Below are 18,838 nucleotides of genomic sequence, written 5' to 3'. Positions count from 1 at the left end.
CAGGTGTTGCAATCCGCGGAAGTCTTCCGACCTGATCGTGATCGCTTGCGACGGCTCGGCTGACGATCCGCGCCGCGTCTGTCCTGCAGAAGAGCGCCGGTGCTCTGGAAGTGCTCGGTGGCGCCTATCGCGACGCCGTGCCCCGCCGCCGAGCTGTCGAGGATTACCGACGGAAGTTGGCTGAGCCTGTGGCGGCAACCAGGATTCGGCGGCGGTGGGGGACCGTGGCACGGGTGGTGAAGACCTGGTAGTCGGCGGCTTCGATGCGGTCGAGGATCTCGGCGTAGAGGGTGGCGGCGGTGGTGATCGCGGGGCGCACGCGGGGGGCGAGCAGGGCGATACCGGGGACGGCCTGCCGGTAGATGTCACGGTTGACGGCGATCAGGTGGGCCAAGGCGCGCCGAAGGGGAGCGTCGGTCCGGCCGCGATGGTGGCAGGCGCGCAAATGGGCTTCGTCGACGCCGAAGGCTTCCAGCTCGTCGGTGGGCAGGTAGATGCGGTCGCGGTCGAGGTCTTCGGCGACATCGCGCAGGAAATTGGTGAGCTGGAAGGCCTCGCCGAGGGCGGCGGCCGCCGGTTCGGCATCGGCCACCGGGACCACCGTGCCGAGGACCGGGAGGAGTTGCAGGCCGATGGCGGCAGCGGACCCACGCATGTACTCACGGAGCTCGCTCATCGTGGCGTAGCGGGTGCGATGGGTGGCCGTGCCGGGGATGTCCATGCGCATTGCGTCGAGGAACGTCCAGAGGTGGGTGTGGGCGATGTCGTAGCGGGCGATGGTGTCGGCGGCCGCGGTGACGATCTGGCGGCGGCGTAGGTCGGTGGTGTCGACGTCGCCGTGCTCCAGGACCGAACGCAGCTGTCTCTCGACCAGGTCGACGTGCTGGGCGGGGCCGTCCCCGACGAGCACGAGTGCCGGTGCATTGTCGACGGATCGGGCAATACTGGCCCGAGTCGCCGAGATCTGGGCGTCTTCTCGCGGGTCGACGACATGGTCGGAGCGGGCCGCACCGGCTGCACCGCCATCGACGGCTCGCTCATCACGGCGCGGCCGTGGATTCGCGTCGATGCCGGTGGCGTCGCGCGGGTCGAGGACACGGGCCGGGCTGTGGGCGTGATCGACGATGTCGTCGACCATCCGCGCGAACGCGTACAGCGCGTGCACGGCCCGCCGACGCTCCGGGGAGAGCAGTGCGGTGGCCAGGTAATACGTGCGCCCGTGCTCGGCGGCGATCCGCCGGCAACTGGCGTAGGCGGCGGCGAGATCGCCGGTCAGCGGTCGGGCCTCAGCATCGCCGGCGACATTCACGGTCCCGCCCCGAAGCCCCCGCGTGCGACCGCTCATGGTCGAAGTGGCGGCGCCGATTCCGTGGCAGCGACCTTCGCGTTGGCCGAGCGCAGATGCAGTGGGTCGACGGTGCGCAGCGACACCGCCGCGACCACGGCGGCGAATATCGCCAGTGCCACATGCCAGAAGTTGTAGAGCCCGATCGACCCGTCCGGCTGGAACACCAGCATCAGCCAGGTACACACCCCGACCAGCCACATCAACGTCCGGGTGGACAGGGCGAAGCCCGCGGCCAGCGCCAGCGGCCACGAGTAGTACCAGGGCAGCGCGGCGGGCGAGAGCAGCACGATCGCGACGAACGCGATGATGATGCCCATCACGGCCTCGCGTTCACTGTGGCGGAACCGCCACCACGTCGCGACGAGGAGCGCCACCAGGGCGACCTGGCACAGTCTGCGAGTCACTCCCAGGACCGAGTCGAAATCCAGTGGGGTCACCCAGGTGACCATGTGCGCGAGGATCGTCGGCAGCGAAAGCCACTGGATGATCTTGTTCGAGCCCTGCAGCGCGGTGACCCAGCCGAAACCGACCCCCGCGATGACCGACGCGGCGCCGAAGACGAGCGCGAACACACCGATACCGATGCCGGTGATCTTGGCGAACACGAACAGCGGATGCGGCATATCGGCGGACGGGCGGGCCGCGTCGGGGTGTTTCTGGTCGTCGGGCGGGCCGCCCTCGGAGTCGGCGACGCCGCGACGCTCGGCGGCGCGCCGTTCCTTCTCGTGCAGAATCCAGATCCACACCAGGAACGGCAGCGCGACACCGGCGGTCGCCTTGATCGCCACGCCGATGGCAACGACGACGATGCCCGCCACGTGGTGGCGTTCGAGTACCAGGGCGATGCCCGCGCACATCAGCCCGACCATCAGCATTTCGTTGTGCACCCCGCCGATCAGGTGCACCAGCACCAGCGGGTTGAGCACCGCCAACCACAGCGCGACCGTCGGCTTACCGCCGAGGTGCTTGGTCAGGTAGGGCACTGCCCACATCATCAGCGCCAGTCCGGGCAGCATGACGATGCGCAAGGCAATGGTCCCGGCGATCAAATTGTCGCCGGTGATCGAGGTGATCGCATGGCCGATCAGCAAGAACATCGGACCGTACGGTGCGGTGGTGGTGGTCCAGACGGTGCTCACGTTGTCCAGCAGCACACCGGGATTGGCGACGGGACCCACCTGATAGGGGTCGAAACCGTCGCGCAACAGCGCGCCCTGCGCGAGATAGGAGTAGACATCGCGGCTGAACATCGGCGCCGCGAACAGCAGGGGCGTGATCCAGATGCCGACGATCGCGCGCAATTCGTTGAGCGTGACCGTCGAATGGCCCTTACCGAGGGTGGTGCGGCCGAGTCGAACCCACGCGGTGATCATCATCAGCACGCCGATCCAGATCAGGATCGTCGACAGGGCGTACCCGTGACCGAATCGCAGCCAGGACAGGTGCAGCGCTTCGAGCAGCGGATCGCGTTTGCGCACAGCGCCCGCGCCGAAGCCACCGAAGGTGATCATCATGGCGCCGAAGAATCCCATGAGGGCCGCGTGGCCTTCGGGACTCCTGACGAAGTCGCCCGCGGTGCGTAGCCGGGTCCGGACGCCGGGATCAGTTCCGGTGGGTAGGTGACGCCGGCGCTCGAGTGTGCGCGTGTTGTCCATGGTGCCTACGGTCGTCTCGGAGGGCGGCATGTTCGGTCGGTCCCCCCGGATGGTCGGCGGTCGCAACCGCGAGCTGATAAGTCGGCCGTCAGTTTACGGCTTCAAGTGGGAACACTAACCCGGTGGTCGGTACCGGTGTGTGTCCGGCTGCCGGTGATTCGTGCCGCCGCCAGCTTGCCCGACAGCAGTGTGGTGGGCACACCCACCCCCGGAGTGGTGCCGCAACCTGCGAGAACGACGTTGTCCACGCCCCTTGGCAGATTGCGTGGCCGGAAGGGGCCGGTCTGGCGGAACACGTGCGCGAGGGAGAACGGTGTGCCCGCGATCATCCCCTCGGCGGCCCAGGTGGCGGGAGTGTCGAGGTGGTCGACGTGGAAATGCTCGGCGATGCCGAGGTAGCCGCGCTGTTCCAGGATCGCGAGCAGCTCGCGCAGGTAGGCCGGGCCGAGCCGGTCCCAGTCCAGCGGCGCGGCGGTCAGGTTGGGGCAGGGTGCCAGCACCGACAGCGGTTCGAAGCGGCCGGTCACGCGGTCGATGACCTGGTCGACGTCGGTCAGCGCGGGCCGGGTGAGCAGCAGCGACGGGTCGCTCATGAGCCGTCCGCGGCCCTTGCGCGCGGCGATCTCGGCGAACGTCTGCGCCCAGGCGGCGCCGAACTCGATGGTGTGATGGGCCTGCACGGGCCAGCGGGCGGCGATCTCGGCGGGGACGGTGCCGTGGGCCACGACGGCCGACGGCGAGGCGCGCAGGCCGCGACGGTGACGTAGACCGAATCGGGGCAGCGAACCGATGTCGGCGGTGAGCACCACCGCGTCGCAGGGGTAGGTGCCGCCGTCGACCGTGCGAACGGCTTCCGCGCGGCGGCCGGTGGTATCCGCGTCGACGTCGACAGCGGACCTGCCTGTGACAGTCGAGGCGGCAGCCCTGCGGCCGAGGGCATTCGGAATCCGGCCTGCGCGTGGTCCGGTCCGGAAGTCGATGCCGTCGACCTCGGCGTTCAGGACGAGCCGACCACCCGCGGCGGTGAATGCCCTCGCGAGCGCGGCCGTGATCGCGCGCATCCCGCCTTCGGGGAAATAGACCCCGAGGCAGGTGTCCATGTTCGGAATCGCGCCGTAGACGGCGAGGGCGTCATCGGGCGACATGCCCGCGTACAGCGACTGGAAGGTGAACAACCTGGTCAGCCGCTCGTCGCGCAGATAGGACCGCACGCGAGGCCCGAGTTTTCCGAAGCCGCCGAGCCCGGCGAGCGCGAGGAGCGCGGCCCGGGCGCGCGGAGTGCGCACCATATCGAGGGGCGAATCGAAATCCGCGTTCATGAACTCGTCGAACTCGGCGTCGTAGACGCGACCGAGCCAGTCGCGCAGGCGCCGATAATTGCGTGCTTCGGCAGGCCCGCAAGCACGGTCGACCTCGGCCGCCATCTGATCGGCGTCGTCGAAGACCCGGATGTCGCTTCCGTCGGCGAAGCGCGCGTGATAGGCGGGGGTGAGGCGGTGGATGCGCAGGTCGACGCTGTCGCGCGTGTGCCCGACGGCGGCCAGCGCGTCGTCGATCAGTTCGGGCAACGTGAGTACTGTCGCGCCGCTGTCGATCTCGTAGTCGTCGAACTCGTAGCGTCCGACCCGCCCGCCCGGATGGTCGGCCCGTTCCAGCACCGTCACCTCGTGGCCTGCCCCGCGCAGGTGTAGCGCGGCCGCCAGGCCCGCGAGTCCGGCTCCGACTACGACAATTTGATTCGCTTGTCCCACTGAACTTTTCCTATCAGGCCGCACGACGGGTGGCGGCCAGCGCCATGGCGTGCAGCATCCGCTTGGCCTTCGGCGTCGCGGAACTGGTCGCCACAGCGGCGAGTCCGGAGTCGGTGAGCTCGGTGATCCGCCGCTCCACCTCGTCGACCGCGCCCAGATCGGTGAGCACCGCGCGCAGCTCGTCGACGGAGGCGTCGTCGAGGTCGGTGCCGAGACCCGTGCGGATCAGGGCGGCCGATGCCGTATCGGCCCGGCGCAGCGCCTCGGCGATCAACACGGTCCGCTTGCCTTCTCGCAGGTCGTCGCCCGACGGTTTCCCGGTCACCGCCGGGTCACCGAACACGCCGAGCAGGTCGTCGCGCAGCTGGAACGCGATCCCCACGTCGGTCCCGTAGATCCGCAGCGCCGCCACCAGCGCTTCGTCGGCGCCCGCCAGTGCCGCACCCAGGTGCAACGGCCGTTCGATCGTGTACGCGGCGGTCTTGTATCGGTTGATCCGCAACGCGGCCTCGACCGACTCGTCGCCGCCGGCCTCGCCGTTGATGTCGAGGAGTTGCCCGCCGAGCACCTCGGTTCGCATCCGTGCCCACACCGGCGCGAACCGGGCCAGCGCCCGCGGGCTCAATCCGGCGTCGTGGACCAGGTCGTCGGCCCAGGCCAGCGCGAGATCGCCGATCAGGATCGCGACGGCCGAGCCGTAGGCGGCGCCGTCGCCGGGCCAGCCCGCCGCCCCGTGCCGATCCTCGAAGTCGATGTGCACCGTCGCGAACCCGCGCCGTGTCCGTGAGGAGTCGATGATGTCGTCGTGCACGAGCGCGCACGCCTGCACCAGTTCCAGCGCCGAACAGGCGGTGAGTACCGCGGCGGCGTCGGGCCCGGCGGGGTCGCCCCCGGCACCGAGCCACCCCGTCCACGCGAATCCCGGTCGTGTTCGCTTGCCGCCGCGCACAACGAACTGTTCCAACGCCTCGACAGCCTCGATGAAGACCGGCCCCAGCGGCTCGACGATCTCCCGCCGGGTCGCGAAGAAACTGGTCAGCACCTGTTCGACAGCACCGACGAAAGCCGGTGTGCCCGGAGTCAGCGCGACGAGATCGACCGAGGTCAGAGCGTCGGCGGCGGACCGGGCTAGCGGGGTACCGATTCCGGCGGACAGGGCGGCCTCCAGGGGCGAAGTGGGCGAGCAGCGGGACCGGTTGGGCACTCGACGGTGCGGTCACCAGCGTTGTCTCGACGATACGCGGGTGAGCTGGGAGCTCTCTCGGCGCACGCGGCCGCTGCGACAAAGCCCACACCCGGCGTTTCGGCGGATTCCGGGCCCACACTCGCGTCCAGCGGACTTGACGTCTGTTCGGTGTGTCGGTGGCCGGATTCCCAGTCGGTGCCGAGGCGTCATCGCCTCCCACTAGACTGAGCCGGTGGATTTCGACAATGGACGGGGAAGTTCGACCCCAGATCGACCCGCCCAGCGGCCGTCGATCGTCTCGAACACCCCCTCGGTGGTGCAGAGTCTGCGCACCCACTCGGGCAACGGCGTGCCGTTCTCCGTGGAGTTCAATCCTCCGCGTGACGAGGCAGGCGAGGCCCGGTTGTGGCGCGCGGTCCGCGAGTTCGAGCGCATGCACCCGGCCTTCGTGTCGATGACCTACGGCGCCGGCGGCTCCACCCGCGACCGCACCGTGCGCATCACCGGCGCCCTCGCGCAGGAAACCACCCTGCTCCCGGTCGCCCACCTCACCGCCGTCGGCCACAGCATCGCCGAACTGCGCTCGCTGATCGGCTCCTACGCCGACTCCGGCATCTGCAATGTCCTGGTCCTGCGCGGCGATCCGCCCGGCGACCCGCTGGGGGAATGGGCCAAGCACCCCGGCGGCGTCGAGTATGCCGAAGAACTGGTTCGCATCGTGCGCGACCTCGGCGACTTCCACGTGGGCGTCGCCTCGTTCCCCCAGGGCCACCACCGCTCACCCGATCTCGACCACGACACCCACCATCTGGCCGCGAAACTCCGTGCGGGAGCGGAGTATTCGATCACCCAGATGTTCTTCGACGTCGAGCACTACCTGCGCCTGCGCGACCGCGTGATCGCCATGGACCCCATCGAGGGCGCCAAGCCGATCATCCCCGAGCTGATGCCCATCACCTCGCTGCGCACAGTCGCCCGCGCCGAGGAACTCAGCGGTCGCCCCGTCCCGCCCGACGTCGTAGCCCGCCTCACCCGCGCGGCAGGCACCGGCCCGGAAGAAGACCGCGCGGCCGTCCGCGCCGAAGGCATCAAGATCGCCACCGAAATGGCCCAGCGCCTCACCGACGAAGGCGCCCCCTGCTTGCACTTCATCACCCTGAACTTCGCCAAAGCCACCAGTGAAGTCCTCACCAACCTCGGCTACGGAGTAACCGCCGCTCCGCTCAGCGCGTAGAACTGCCCTTCGTCAGACGTCGTCGCGCGCTGCGCGCAGTAGCCGCAGCTGCCCGATCTCGGTGACGTTCTTCATCAGCTCGGCGTTCAGCCACGCGAAGGTGTGGGCGACGGACTTGTCCGAGTCGCCCTGCCACGGAAAGGTCGCTGGGGCGGCAAGATCGGCCGCTGTGACTTGATCCAGAATCGGCAACCATTGCTCGCGCAACCCGCGAAGCCAGTCCACGGCCGCGGGCCCGGGTCCCGGCCACCGGATCTCGGTTCGCTCTCGTGGAGTGCGTGCCCGCAGGTGGTCGATGGCGACGCTCCACCACCACCCGATATGCCAGCTGATCCAACCGATGGTCGGGACCGGGATCGGCTCGGGCTCGGAGTCCGCCCAGTCCGGCTCCCAGGCGCCGCGTGCGTCGAGGTGCAGGGTCCAGCACAAATCCGCGGGCTCCCACAGGAAGTCGTCTTCCTCCAGCCGATCGAGATGGAACTCGAACAGGGACCAGATCAGATCGAACTGCCAACGCAGCACGGTAGAACACGATGCATCCACGCGCCACATCTTGCTCGGTACCGCCGACCTCGACCACTGGTTTTGTCGACCAGAAGCTACCGGCCCGGGAACCTTCCGGCGCCCGGCTGGATCGCTTCGGCTACCCAGCGACGGCGAGGTCGTTCCAGTGTGGGGCCACGGCACGAGTCCGCGGCCCCGGTCCCGTGGGGCTACTCGTTTCGTGCGGGGGCGACGAACGCGGTGGTGGCCAACGCGAGCACGAGCAAGCCCGCGCACAGGTAGCTCGACACCTCGATGCCCGCGGCCATGGCCTCGCGGGCCGCTTCCGCGAGGGGCAGTGTGTGCGGATCCTCGGCGAGAGTTCCGATCACCGCACCGGCGCTGTCGGTGACGCTCGACTCCAGTTGCCGCACCTCGGATTCGGGCAGTCCGGCATCGGTCAAGCGGTCGCGCAGGCCGGTGCCGACCGTGCTGAAATAGACGGTGGTGAGCACGGCGATGCCCAGTGCCGATCCGAGTTCGCGAGCGGCGCTTTGAATTCCGGAACCCTGGCCCGCGCTCTCGCCCGGCACGTCGGCGAGCACGATATTGGTGACCTGCGCGGTAGCGAAGCCCACGCCGATGCCGTAGACGAACAGCGCGATCGCGATCGACCACCAGCTGCTGTCCGCCGCGGCGAACAGGCCGAGCAAGGCCAGCCCGGCCGCTTCGAGAACCAAACCGATCCGCACCTGCCCCACGGCCGAGACCGAGGCCGTCAGCGAGAAGCTCGCGCCACTGGCGACGAAACTGCCGACCGCGAGTGGTACCAGGGCCAGTCCGGCCTGCAGTGCGGTGTAGTCGAGGGTGAATTGCATCCACAGTGGTAGGACCGCGATGATGCCGAACTCGCCGAGACCGACGATCAGCGTCACCACATTGCCCTTGCGGAACGAATCGATCGAGAACAGTCGCACATCGATCAGCGGCTGCCCCTCGGTGCGGCTGAGCATCGCCTGCCTGCGCCAGAAGAGCCCGAGGACGAGCGCCGCGCCGACCAAGGTCACGAGAACCGGTGAAGGCCCACTGCGCCAGACGAATCCACCGATACCGAGCGGCTCGGTGACGGCGATCCACCCGTAGTGGCGCCCCTCGATCATGGTGAAGGCGAGCAGGCCGAGGCCGAGTGCGGACAGGACCGCCCCGAGCCAATCGACGCGACCGACCTTCTTCGGTGCGGCGGGCAGGTAGATCAGCACCGCCACCATGATCAGCGCGACCGCCGGGATATTGATGCCGAAGGCCCATCGCCAGGAGAAGTCGGCGAGCCAGCCACCGAGCAGCGGGCCGACCGCCGCGGCCGCCCCGATCGTCGACCCCCAGATCGCGAAGGCCTGCCCGCGGGCCTTTCCGGTGAAGGCCGCGTTCACCAGGGCCAGCGAGGTCGGCAGGATCATCGCCCCGCCGATGCCCTGCAGGAAACGGGCCGCGATGAGCAGGCCACCACTGGGCGCGAGCGCGGCGAGCAGGCTGGTGACGCCGAAGACCACCAACCCGATCAGGAACAGCTTGCGTGCGCCGTGGAGATCGCTGAGCCGACCGGCGACCAGCAGCAACGCGGCGAAAACGATCGCGTAGGACTCCTGGATCCATTGCGCCTGGATCGAGGAGATCGCCAGATCGTCGACGATCGGCGCGAGGATCACGTTCACGATCGTCAGATCCACCACGATCAACGCGACACCGAGCGAGACGGCGATCAGCCCCAGCCACAAGCGCAGCGGTGGAGTCTCGGTTTCTGTCAGCACTATACCTCCGCCATAAAGTTACTTTACGATGAAGGTAAATGGTGGGCGGTAAGTTGTCAATCGAGCGGTCGACGAGAGGACGAGATGGTGGAGCAGACATCCGGCGATGTCGCGATGCGACGGCAGCGGCTCGCCGCCGGGCTCATCGACTACGGCGCGAGCTTCACCGAACTGGGCCGTCGATTCGCCGACACTCTCGGCGTGCACTCCACCGACGCGTTCGCGCTGATGGAGATCGCGGCCGCCGAACAGGCCGCCGCGCCGCTGTCTCCCGCCCTGCTGGGCAAGCGGATCACCCTCACCTCCGGGGCGATGACGACCCTGCTCAATCGGCTGGAGCAGGCGGGATACATCATCCGCAGCCGCGAGCACACCGATCGGCGGGTCGTGACACTGCGCTGCAGCGCGAACGCCCGGCGACTGGCCGACGAGTTCTTCCGCCCGATCAACGCCGAGCAGGACGCGATCCTGGCCGAATACGACGCGGCCCAGCTCGCGCAGTTCGAAGAATTGCTCGGGCGCCTACGAAGGGCGATGGCCGTCGAACAATCCGAGGGCACCCCGTCGTCGCGGTGACGTTGCGGGGGCATGGATGCTCGCGCGATCGATGACAGATCGAGGACCGACTGCGGTGCCCTACAGTTTCGGATCCTGTTCTCCCGCTTCGACAGCGACGCGCAGTCTGTTCTCGCGGGGGGCGACCGGGCAGGTGGCGAAGTCGGTGAAAGCGCACGGGGGGTTCACGGACCGGTTGAAGTCGAGGGTGACGGTGCCGTCGGCCTCGACTGCTCCGACGGCGAGGGAGCGGCCGGCCGGGTAGGTGGTGAAGCCGCTGGTGGCGTCGGTGAACAGTACTTTCAGGTCGTCGGGGGTGCCGAAGGCGAGCAGGGTTTCGTGGCTGTCGCCGATCCGGAAGTCGATGATTCCCGCCGCGCTGTGGTGCTGCTCGAGCCCGTCGACCACCGCACCCGTGGTGACGGTGCGTGCTTGTTCGAAGGCGGTGAAACGCCCGGTCGCGACCCAGCCCGGGTCGGCGGGGAAGGCCGCGACCCCGGTGAACTCGGTCAGCGCCGGTGTAGCCGGATCGTGCACGCGCACCGCGTACTGCCCGGAGCGCCGGATCACTTCGAGAAGCCTCGTCTCGTTGAGCACGCGCACCCCCGGCGCGCCCTCCACCGGCCTGACGATCTGGACGCCGCCGATCCGCTCGCCGTCCACATCGAGCCGATCGGCGGGCTGCGCGGTGATGAACACCTTCTCGTCGGTGACCCACCAGGTACCGGGGACGCCGTCGAGCCGCGTCGGGCTGTCGGTGAGCCAGTGCAGGGCGGCCAGGCTGAGCCAGCCGAGCGGATCGCGCAGGCCATCCTCGCGGGCCTGGTGCCAGCGCGACCAGTCGTCAGCGAATGTCGTTGTGCTGTCGAGGTTCTCGAGGGTGAGTGTCATGACGCGCGCTCCTTCGGCGATGGTGTCGTCGACCCGTCCGGCGACGGGTTCGTGATCCGGCAGCGCTCATGCCCGACACGCCGTCACCGTCACCCGGCGCCGATCGATATGTCGCCTGCGGTATCCCGGTGTCAGCACGAGCATCTCCTCCATCGAACCCGGCGAAAGCACCCACATCTGCGAACAGGGCGGGTCGCTGCGACGTCGTCGAGGCCAGGGCTCCCGGTCGCTCTGGTTGTGCTCCGGCTTCGGTGGCCCGAGCTGAATCAGCATGTGGCACAGGCGCGAGTGCGCGCAACGGTAGGAATCATCGTGAGCGCAGAGGTTGGCATCGGCCGCGGGCACCGGCACAGTTGCCCCTGTTCGGCGTGGTCGATGCCGCGCGGGCCTTCGCTGTCGGGGGTCTGCGTTGTCGCGGATCAGGGTGAGCGGTGGTCCAGTCGGGTGGGGGCCAGGTGCGTCGGTCGTCGCGTCGGACAGCGAGCTGCGAGCGGACGCCGCGCCGCGCGAGGGGTTCGCTGCGAGATCGCGACGCGCCGAACGGCCGGTCACTTTCGCCTGCCCTGTTTCGTCCACCTCACGCGGTAGCGTCGGCCTTCTCTGCGTCGATGAGGAGTTCGCCGTGATCATGCCGCGTCGTTCCACCACGATGACCGCGCTGATGGCCTGCGCCGCCGCGCTACTGCTGGTCGCGCCACCGGCCGCCGCTGAACCGACCGCACCGGTGACGCCGGCTGTCACCAGGGACGCGCCGAACACCACGCCCGCCGCGGGCCCCGGCGATCTTCTCGGCGCCTACCACACCGTCGTCGAGACGCTGAAAGCCCTGGGTATACAACCTTTCCTCTACCCCACGGTCGCCGCGAACTGCGCCGGTGACGGTGCGGGTCTTGTCCCGGCCGTCGCGGGTGCGGTCCCGGGCCCGTGGCCGACGAACACCCTGCCGATCCCCGGCCTCGACCTCGCTGCCGTGAAATCGGGCCAGACCCTGTTCACCTTCCTGCCCTACGGTCTCGCGCCCGACACCGCCGCCACGAAGACCTCCGGTATGCAGGTGGCCTGGCTCAATATCAGCACCGGCCGCGGCGGCATGGCCTCGATGGGACCGATCGCCGACATCGTCGGCGCCATGGTCCCGCCCGAGGTCCCCGCGGAACTGCGTCCCCTCGCCGAAACGGCCATCCGCGACTTCTTCTTCGCCGCCGTCCCCGTCGGCGGTGTCCGCGCCGTCCCCGTCGACACCGGCCGCGGCACCGTCCTGGCCGCCGTCTTCGGCACCACCGACAATGCCGGGCGCTCCTGTTTCTTCTTCCCGACGATCGGCATCACCGAGGTCGACTGAGCTGTTGGAGCGCCGGCGCGCGCGAGTTCGCGGCTGCGCCGGTCCCGCAGTTGCCTCGCGCCCGCGGCGTATGCGCCTCGAGGCCGCAACTGCGGGACGGCCGCGAACCGCCGATTCGCGGCGGCCCTTCCCTCTGGGTCGGGGTAACAGGTCGGGCGCACGGCGGAAACCGAGGGTAGGTGGCCGGTAGTGCTCGGTCGCTCGATGCGACGGTGCGTTCAGGCGTGGCGGGCGATCGCTTCGTCGGGGGAGACCAGAGGCCGCTGTTTCCACTGCAGTCGGCCGGTGCGGTGGCGGTGGTGGGAGCGGATCCACAAGCCGAGGTACTGGGCCACCGACACGGGATGAGCCAGGGCCGAGGTGAGATCGGTCCCCGTCGGCGCCCGGCGGGTTTCGATGGCGCGGGCGGTGAGGCGGCCGGAGATCGCGGCCAGGTAGCCGAGCAGGCCCGCGCGACGGGTTCGGCCGCGACCGAACACCGCTGCCAGTGGGGGGACCCAATAGGCAAGGGCGGCAAGGACTCCGATGGCCGCGCCGGTGTCCAGGCGACCGCCGTACGCCGACCACAACCACCGGGTGTAACCGTCGGTCAGCTCGGTCGCGCCGGTGTACATTCGGGTGCTCGCGGCCGGACCGGCGGTGACCAGGGCGGTGCGGTGGCCTGCTCGGCGCACCGCACGGGCGAGGTCGAGATCCTCTGTGGCGCTGGCGGCGACGGCCGCGTGGCCACCACCCGCGCGGTAGGCCTCGGCGTCGACGGCGAGAAACTGACCGCACGCGACGGCGGTGGACGGTCGCAGGCTGTGGTTGGCGGGGCCGACCGGCAGGGTCGAGGCCCACGACCAGGCGAGCAGCGGCTGGACCAGGTGCTCGGTGGGCGAACCTGATTTCTGTATCGGCCAGGCCGAAACCAAACCCGCCGCGCGCCTGCGCAATTCGGTGACCGACGCGGCGATCGCGTGCGGGGCCAGGCGCACGTCGGCGTCGACGAACACCAGCGCGGCCGCGTCGGTGCGGGCGGCCAGGCGGGCGCAGGCGGCGGCCTTGCCGGTCCAGCCGGGAGCGGGGTGGGCAGCCGAGCGCAGCACGGTGAAGCGTGTGTCGTCGTCGATCGCGGCCAGTGCGGCTTCGTAGGTGCCGTCGGTGGAAGCGTCGTCGAGAATCAGCACGTGCAGGCGGGGTACGCCGGTCTGGGCGCGAAGGTCGGCGATGAGCGCGGGCAGGCGCGCGGCCTCGTCGCGGGCGGGTACACAGACCGTGACCGGTTCGATCACGCCCGAGCCTGCGCGCGCCAGGGTGCGCAGGGTGGCCAGGTTGTAGGCGGCGGTGGTCGCGCCGAGCGCGGCCAGGCCGGTGCCCGCCCAGGTCAGGTAGCGGGCCGCCGTGCCCACCTCAGCGGCCCAGTCTGCGGCTGGAGATCTCGCGCCACATCTCCGACGGGGAGAAACCACCGCGCGGCGCGTTCGGCGGGCCCGGGTTGCGGTCACGGAACGCCAGTCCCGCGACCAGCGCGGCCACCGCGAGGGTGATGCCGCCGACGATGCCCGCCCAGCCCGCGAACGAGCGGGTGTTCGGGTCGGCGTACTTCACCTCGGCCCGCAGGGTCGACACCTCACCGGCGGGCAGCTTCCACGACACGGTGTTCTCACTGTTGGAGGTTTCGCGGGTGCCGTTGGTCTTGGCGACACGGGCGGGGAACGCGATGGAGAACTGCACGTCCGAGCCTTGCGGTGGCACCGATTCCAGATCGACACGTCCGGTGAGACTCACCAGATCGCCGCTGCGCTGGAAAGCCAGGGTGAACATGCCCTGCGTCTGATCCGACAACCCACCGAGCTGGCCGACCTCGCCGAAGGACAGATCGTCGAAGAACACCTGCGAGCCGACGTATCCGTCCTGGTTGTAGTTCTCCACCCGAACCTTGGCCGCCAACTGCTCCGGGGCCTTCAGCTGAGGTCCTTTGTCCTCGGGCCCGGTCGGCACCACCGCGGCGACGATCCGTCCCGACACCCGGTCGTTCGACGAGACCCCCATCGACACCTGCACCCGCAGGCATCCGGTCAGCGCGGGCACGAGCAGTGCCAGCAGGACGGCGACGGCCGCGACGCGCCGCGCGGGCACGGAACGACGCGGCGAAGGGGCGGGCATGTCGGCGACGGGACTCGGCTGCACGGTTGACATCGTGCCAGGCTCGAGCCCCAGAGCCCACACGACGGGCCAACCGGTCCTCACTCATCCGTGCCGATCAGGCATTTTCGCCCCGAATCGGGGTGTGTCGCGGCGGGGTCAGCCGGTCAGAACGCGCGCCGTCTCGGCCCGCGCCCGCAGGAACAACGGGATTCCGAGCAACCCCAGACCGGCGAAACCCCAGATCGCCGACGCCGGGAGTCCGAGGAACACCGCGTGCGCGAGGGTCGAGCCGAGCCAGGTCCACCCGAACACCGCGACCGGGATCGCCACCGAGGGGTCGTGCGGTGGCGCGAGGAGTCGATCGAGCAGGGTGAGCAGCACCGCCATGATCACGGCGACCAGCGCCCAACCCAGGTAGTTCGTGTAGGGGATCTCGGGCAGACCGGGGAGCCCGGCGTCGGTGACCGACCAGGTCCACTGGCCGTCGGTGACCATCTGCGGATCGAGGAACAGATCCCAGCCGACCGCGCCGACAGCGAACAGTCCGATGCGCCGGACATTCGAGCCGATGGGCGGGTCGGCCCTGTCGGACCCGAGCATCCCCGCGACCACCCAGATCGGGTACAGCCCGCCGGTCCACGCCAACGGCACCGCCAGGGGAACGTCGGCGAACGCGGGCCCGAGTCGATCGACGGCGTAGGCGTAGCTGCCGAACGGGAAGCCGGTCACGGTGCCGACGATCTCGGCGGTGAGGCCCAGGCCGGACACGACGACGAAAAAGCCGACCGCCCATCGCACTCCGCGAGTCGTCGCCGCGTGCGACAGCGCGGTCGCGGCGGACAGCACCACGACGGCGACCGTGATCCGGTCGCGCGCCACCCCGGCGCTCAACGGGTAGGCGATCTGGACGAGTACCAGTGCCAGCGCGGTGACGGCAGGGATCGCGCGGCGCGGATCGGCGCCGAACCAGCCGCGGGCCGCGGCGACGGTGCGTCGTGCCGCGTCGGTCACCGATGCCGCCGACCGCTCGACGCGAGGGGGCGCGTCGAGTGGATCCCGGCGGTCCAGCGGACAGATCTTCATCGCTTGCGGGCCGGCATGAATCGGCGCCTGCGACCGTCGCTGAGGACCAGCCCGGCCGCGCTGCGTCCGCTGGCCCCGGACACACCGCCGCCGGGATGGGTGGACGCGCCGGTCAGGTACAACCCGGGAGCGCCGGGGACGCGCTGGTCCGACAACTCGGGCAGCGGACGCCACAGCATCATCTGATCCAGCGACATCTCCACGTGCATCACGTTGCCGCCGCGCAGACCCATCTCCCGTTCGAGATCGACCGGCGTCTGCACGAATCGTCGACGCACCGTCGAGGCGAAACCCGGTGCGTACCTGTCGACCTCGGCGATGATCCGATCCGCCTCGTGTTCGGCGTGCGCGGCCCAGTCGCTGCCGTCGGCGAGCTCGTAGGGATGCCATTGCGCCCAGAGCGACAACTGGTGTTCCCCTGGCGGGGCGATGGAGGGGTCGAGGGCGCTGAAGCTCATCGCCAGCACCACCGGGCGGGGCGGCAGTTCGCCGGCCAGAGCGGCGCCGTGGGCCAGCCGGAGCTGGCGGCGGTCCGAAACGAGAAACTGCAGACCACGGGCGGATTCAGTGGGGGAGACGCCGGGATATTCGGGTAACCGATCGGTAGCCAGGCGCACCACCATGCCGATGCCGGGACCCACTCGGATGCGGCGCTGCCAGTCGTCGAGAACCGCGGGGTCGAACTCGCCCGCGCGCAACAGGTCCAGCGTCGACAGGATGTGGGAGCCCGCGATCACCGTGTCGGCGCGCAGCGTCCGACCCGACTCGGTCCGCACCAGCCAACCGCTGCCGGATCGGCGCAGCGAGACCACGGCGTCGCCGGTGTGCAGTTCACCGCCGTCGCAACGCAGCCGCGCGATCAGTGCCGCGCTGAGCGCCCCGCTTCCGCCCACCGCGCGCCCGGGCGGCAACGTGTGCATGAGCGCGGCGAACCCGGCCATCGACGCCGTTCCCGGTTCCGACATCGGCGGACCCGACTGCGCGCCGAACCACGCGAGCGAGGCCTTGAGTCGCTCGTCGTCGAACCAGTGGTCCAGCAGCGCGTCACCGGACTGCAAGAATTCGCGCGACAACGCGGATCCGCCTGCCCGCGCGTCCAGCCCCCAGAACGAACGGACGAGTCGTCCCGGCGTCGGCGGCCCGCCGAACGAGCGCATCACCCGCGCGCTGCGCTCACCCCACACCCCCACGAACCGGCGATATGCGTCAGCGTCCTCGACACCGCAAGCTGCCGCGATCGACGCGCACGTCGCGTCGAGATCACGGTGGAACACGATCGGCGGGCGGGTGCCGTCGGACGGCGTGAACCCCCACGGATCACAGTCGAGATACCGCAACCCGAACCGGGCGAGCTCGAGTTCCTCGATGATCCCGGTGTGCCGGATCATGATGTGGGCGGAGGAACCGCGATCCACGAGGTGGCCCGGGAACCGCTCCACCGTCGACACCGCGCCGCCGGCCACCTCGTCGCGCTCTAGCACCTGTACCCGGTGCCCGGCCCGCGCCAGGTAACAGGCCGCGACCAGTGCGTTGTGGCCGGATCCGACCACCACCGTCGTCATCGGTTCGCCGGGGGCATCGGCAGCCTGCGCCCGAGGATGGCGAACGGCCGTGTGTCGCCCGCGAAGACGAAATCGCGGATCACATCGGTGAATCCGGCCCGGCGGTACAGCTTCCAGGCTCGGTTCGCCTCCTCCGGGACTTCCGGCGTCGACAGCAGGACGGCCGCCTCGGACCGGTCGGCCAGCAAACGCTCGAGCAGCCGCGCGCCGATCCCGCGCCCCTGCGCGGCCGGGTGCACGTGCAGCTCGGTGAGCTCGAAATAGTCGGCGAGCAGGTCGCGGGCGGCGGTATCGGGCCACCCGCAGCGGCGCATCCCGGTCTGGACCTGCTGATGCCACCACTGTCGCGGCGCGCCGCTGTAGCCGTAGGCGATCGCCAGGATCGGCGCGGTACGCAGGTCGACGCCGCCCGAATCGTCGGGCAGCACTGCGGCCACCGCCCGCCAGCCGGTCCTGGTGGTGTGTTCGGTCCACATCGGAGCGCGGTGGTGTTCGGTGCCACGGGGGTAGTCCATGGCGGCGACATAGACCGACAGGGCGTCGTGCAGGCGTGCGCGCAGGGCAGCGACGCTGAGGTCGACGACGACGGGTGCGGGGGTGTGATTCGGCTTGACGGCTGTCATGGCTCTCGTCGGTGGCGCGCGGACGCGGAAAGTTGTCGGTGGGTGTCCCTATATTCAATCTCAATTCAAACGTTCGAATGTCAGTTCGATCAGTGCGAGGGGCGAAAGGGGCAGCAGATGGCTGGTCACAACGATGGTCGACAGCACGCGGGCCACGAAGGGCGCGCGGGCGGACTGCTACGCCAGGCCGATGCACTGCTCACCGATTCCGCCTGGGAACACGAGCCGGGGGAGCGCTTCCGTACCGCGTACCTGGCCGCGTTGCGAGGGGCGGGCTCGATGATCGCGCTCACCGGCGCCGATCGGGCGCCGCGGGCACGCTCGCGCAGCGCGTGGGTGTTACTGAGACGCGCCAGCCCGGAGTTCGTGATGTGGGCCGACTACTTCGAGGCGCACTCGCAACTTCGGGCCGCTTTGGAGGCCGGATTGGACCGCGCGATCACCGACACACAAGCCGATGAGTTCTGCTCACGGGTGGGCGCATTCCTCTATGACGTCGACGATGCGCTGGTAGCCGCGGCCAAGACGCGCCCGCAGCCGAGTCGCGACCGCGACATGACCGCTTAGTTATGACCGAGTAGGTGGTACGCCTTCGATCGACCTCGTATCATGGGGAGCAGATAGCCGCCAAGGTCGGCTACCCGTCGCCTACCCGGAGGCGACCAGCCACGCCTAGTGCCGGGGGAGGTACCGTGCCACTCTCCGAGCACGAGCAGCGCATGCTCGAACAGATCGAGAGCGCTCTCTATGCTGAGGACCCGAAGTTCGCCTCGTCCGTCCGCGGCGGACGTCTTCGCTCCACGTCGAGTCGACGCAGACTCCAGGCTGCGGCGTTGTTCGCCGTCGGCCTTTTTCTGCTCGTCGCCGGCATCGCCGCCCCGTTCAAGCCGGGCGGTTTCCCGATCATCAGTCTCGTCGGATTCATCGCCATGTTCGGCGCTGGTGTCCTGCTGATGATCGGCAACTCGCGTCACGCCGCCAAGCCGGATGCGACCGAGCCTCCCGCGGCGGGCAGCGGCCCGACGGCGGGACCCACGGCCCGAGGCGGTCGCCAGCGCAAGTCCGGCGGCTTCTCCGAGCGAATGGAAGACCGATTCCGACGACGGTTCGAGCAGGAATAGCTCAGGCCTAGCCGGTACCGAGGCGGCGCCACACCCACCCACAGGGGGGGGCCGCCAGAGTTTGGG

At 69.6% G+C, this 18,838-nt stretch carries 17 protein-coding genes; 5 read left to right on the top strand and 12 right to left on the bottom strand.

Annotated features, from left to right (window positions below):
- Window positions 1–163: 163 nt before the first annotated feature.
- From ACFWUR_RS24130 to ACFWUR_RS24115, 4 genes are all read right to left on the bottom strand, one after another.
- Window positions 164–1,309, bottom strand: a complete 1,146-nt coding sequence (locus ACFWUR_RS24130; RefSeq protein ID WP_378909757.1) for a phytoene/squalene synthase family protein — start codon at window positions 1,307–1,309, stop codon at window positions 164–166.
- A 32-nt stretch (window positions 1,310–1,341) separates the two neighbouring features.
- Complete coding sequence (locus ACFWUR_RS24125; RefSeq protein WP_378909756.1) at window positions 1,342–3,003, bottom strand: alpha-(1->6)-mannopyranosyltransferase A; 1,662 nt, start codon at window positions 3,001–3,003, stop codon at window positions 1,342–1,344.
- A gap of 101 nt (window positions 3,004–3,104) precedes the next feature.
- The gene (crtI, locus tag ACFWUR_RS24120) at window positions 3,105–4,754 is read right to left on the bottom strand and encodes a phytoene desaturase family protein (RefSeq protein ID WP_378909755.1); all 1,650 of its coding nucleotides are present in this window, start codon (window positions 4,752–4,754) and stop codon (window positions 3,105–3,107) included.
- Between the two features lie 13 nt (window positions 4,755–4,767).
- On the bottom strand, window positions 4,768–5,922 hold the full coding sequence (locus tag ACFWUR_RS24115) for a polyprenyl synthetase family protein (protein ID WP_378909819.1): 1,155 nt from the start codon (window positions 5,920–5,922) through the stop codon (window positions 4,768–4,770).
- Between the two features lie 250 nt (window positions 5,923–6,172).
- On the opposite strand from ACFWUR_RS24115, the gene ACFWUR_RS24110 reads away from it, so the two are divergent.
- On the top strand, window positions 6,173–7,174 hold the full coding sequence (locus tag ACFWUR_RS24110; protein WP_378909754.1) for a methylenetetrahydrofolate reductase: 1,002 nt from the start codon (window positions 6,173–6,175) through the stop codon (window positions 7,172–7,174).
- A gap of 12 nt (window positions 7,175–7,186) precedes the next feature.
- On the opposite strand, the gene ACFWUR_RS24105 is transcribed toward ACFWUR_RS24110, so the two are convergent.
- Window positions 7,187–7,726: a DinB family protein gene (locus ACFWUR_RS24105; protein ID WP_378909753.1), complete on the bottom strand. Its 540-nt coding sequence runs from the start codon at window positions 7,724–7,726 to the stop codon at window positions 7,187–7,189.
- A gap of 161 nt (window positions 7,727–7,887) precedes the next feature.
- The gene (locus ACFWUR_RS24100) at window positions 7,888–9,465 is read right to left on the bottom strand and encodes a DHA2 family efflux MFS transporter permease subunit (protein WP_378909752.1); all 1,578 of its coding nucleotides are present in this window, start codon (window positions 9,463–9,465) and stop codon (window positions 7,888–7,890) included.
- Window positions 9,466–9,549: 84 nt separating this feature from the next.
- On the opposite strand from ACFWUR_RS24100, the gene ACFWUR_RS24095 reads away from it, so the two are divergent.
- A complete protein-coding gene (locus ACFWUR_RS24095; protein ID WP_378909751.1) occupies window positions 9,550–10,041 on the top strand; it encodes a MarR family winged helix-turn-helix transcriptional regulator in 492 nt (163 codons plus the stop codon).
- 60 nt (window positions 10,042–10,101) lie between these two features.
- Here ACFWUR_RS24095 and ACFWUR_RS24090 read toward each other — a convergent pair whose 3' ends face one another.
- On the bottom strand, window positions 10,102–10,911 hold the full coding sequence (locus ACFWUR_RS24090) for a DUF1684 domain-containing protein (RefSeq protein ID WP_378909750.1): 810 nt from the start codon (window positions 10,909–10,911) through the stop codon (window positions 10,102–10,104).
- A 628-nt stretch (window positions 10,912–11,539) separates the two neighbouring features.
- Here ACFWUR_RS24090 and ACFWUR_RS24085 point away from each other — a divergent pair.
- Window positions 11,540–12,253: a hypothetical protein gene (locus tag ACFWUR_RS24085; RefSeq protein ID WP_378909817.1), complete on the top strand. Its 714-nt coding sequence runs from the start codon at window positions 11,540–11,542 to the stop codon at window positions 12,251–12,253.
- 218 nt (window positions 12,254–12,471) lie between these two features.
- Here the strand turns inward: ACFWUR_RS24085 and ACFWUR_RS24080 are convergent, their stop codons facing one another.
- From ACFWUR_RS24080 to ACFWUR_RS24060, 5 genes are all read right to left on the bottom strand, one after another.
- Window positions 12,472–13,644, bottom strand: coding sequence for a glycosyltransferase family 2 protein (locus ACFWUR_RS24080; RefSeq protein ID WP_378909749.1), 1,173 nt, complete (start codon window positions 13,642–13,644; stop codon window positions 12,472–12,474).
- Between the two features lies 1 nt (window position 13,645).
- The gene (locus ACFWUR_RS24075) at window positions 13,646–14,401 is read right to left on the bottom strand and encodes an LppM family (lipo)protein (protein WP_378909814.1); all 756 of its coding nucleotides are present in this window, start codon (window positions 14,399–14,401) and stop codon (window positions 13,646–13,648) included.
- 138 nt (window positions 14,402–14,539) lie between these two features.
- Window positions 14,540–15,325: a carotenoid biosynthesis protein gene (locus ACFWUR_RS24070; protein ID WP_378909813.1), complete on the bottom strand. Its 786-nt coding sequence runs from the start codon at window positions 15,323–15,325 to the stop codon at window positions 14,540–14,542.
- 137 nt (window positions 15,326–15,462) lie between these two features.
- Complete coding sequence (locus tag ACFWUR_RS24065) at window positions 15,463–17,028, bottom strand: phytoene desaturase family protein (protein ID WP_378909748.1); 1,566 nt, start codon at window positions 17,026–17,028, stop codon at window positions 15,463–15,465.
- Window positions 17,025–17,651 (bottom strand): GNAT family N-acetyltransferase, encoded by a 627-nt coding sequence (locus ACFWUR_RS24060; protein WP_378909747.1) that lies wholly within the window; start codon window positions 17,649–17,651, stop codon window positions 17,025–17,027. Before ACFWUR_RS24060 ends, ACFWUR_RS24065 begins: the two co-directional genes overlap by 4 nt.
- Before the next feature lie 117 nt (window positions 17,652–17,768).
- Between ACFWUR_RS24060 and ACFWUR_RS24055 the strand changes: the two genes are divergently transcribed.
- Complete coding sequence (locus ACFWUR_RS24055) at window positions 17,769–18,218, top strand: SAV_6107 family HEPN domain-containing protein (protein WP_378909746.1); 450 nt, start codon at window positions 17,769–17,771, stop codon at window positions 18,216–18,218.
- A gap of 125 nt (window positions 18,219–18,343) precedes the next feature.
- Complete coding sequence (locus ACFWUR_RS24050; protein ID WP_378909745.1) at window positions 18,344–18,772, top strand: DUF3040 domain-containing protein; 429 nt, start codon at window positions 18,344–18,346, stop codon at window positions 18,770–18,772.
- Window positions 18,773–18,838: the final 66 nt, after the last annotated feature.

It is taken from the genome of Nocardia sp. NPDC058633 (genome assembly GCF_042717045.1).
Classification (GTDB): Bacteria; Actinomycetota; Actinomycetes; order Mycobacteriales; family Mycobacteriaceae; genus Nocardia.
The sequence above is the reverse complement of the archived record's forward strand: the minus strand, read 5'-3'. Positions and strand labels throughout refer to the sequence as shown.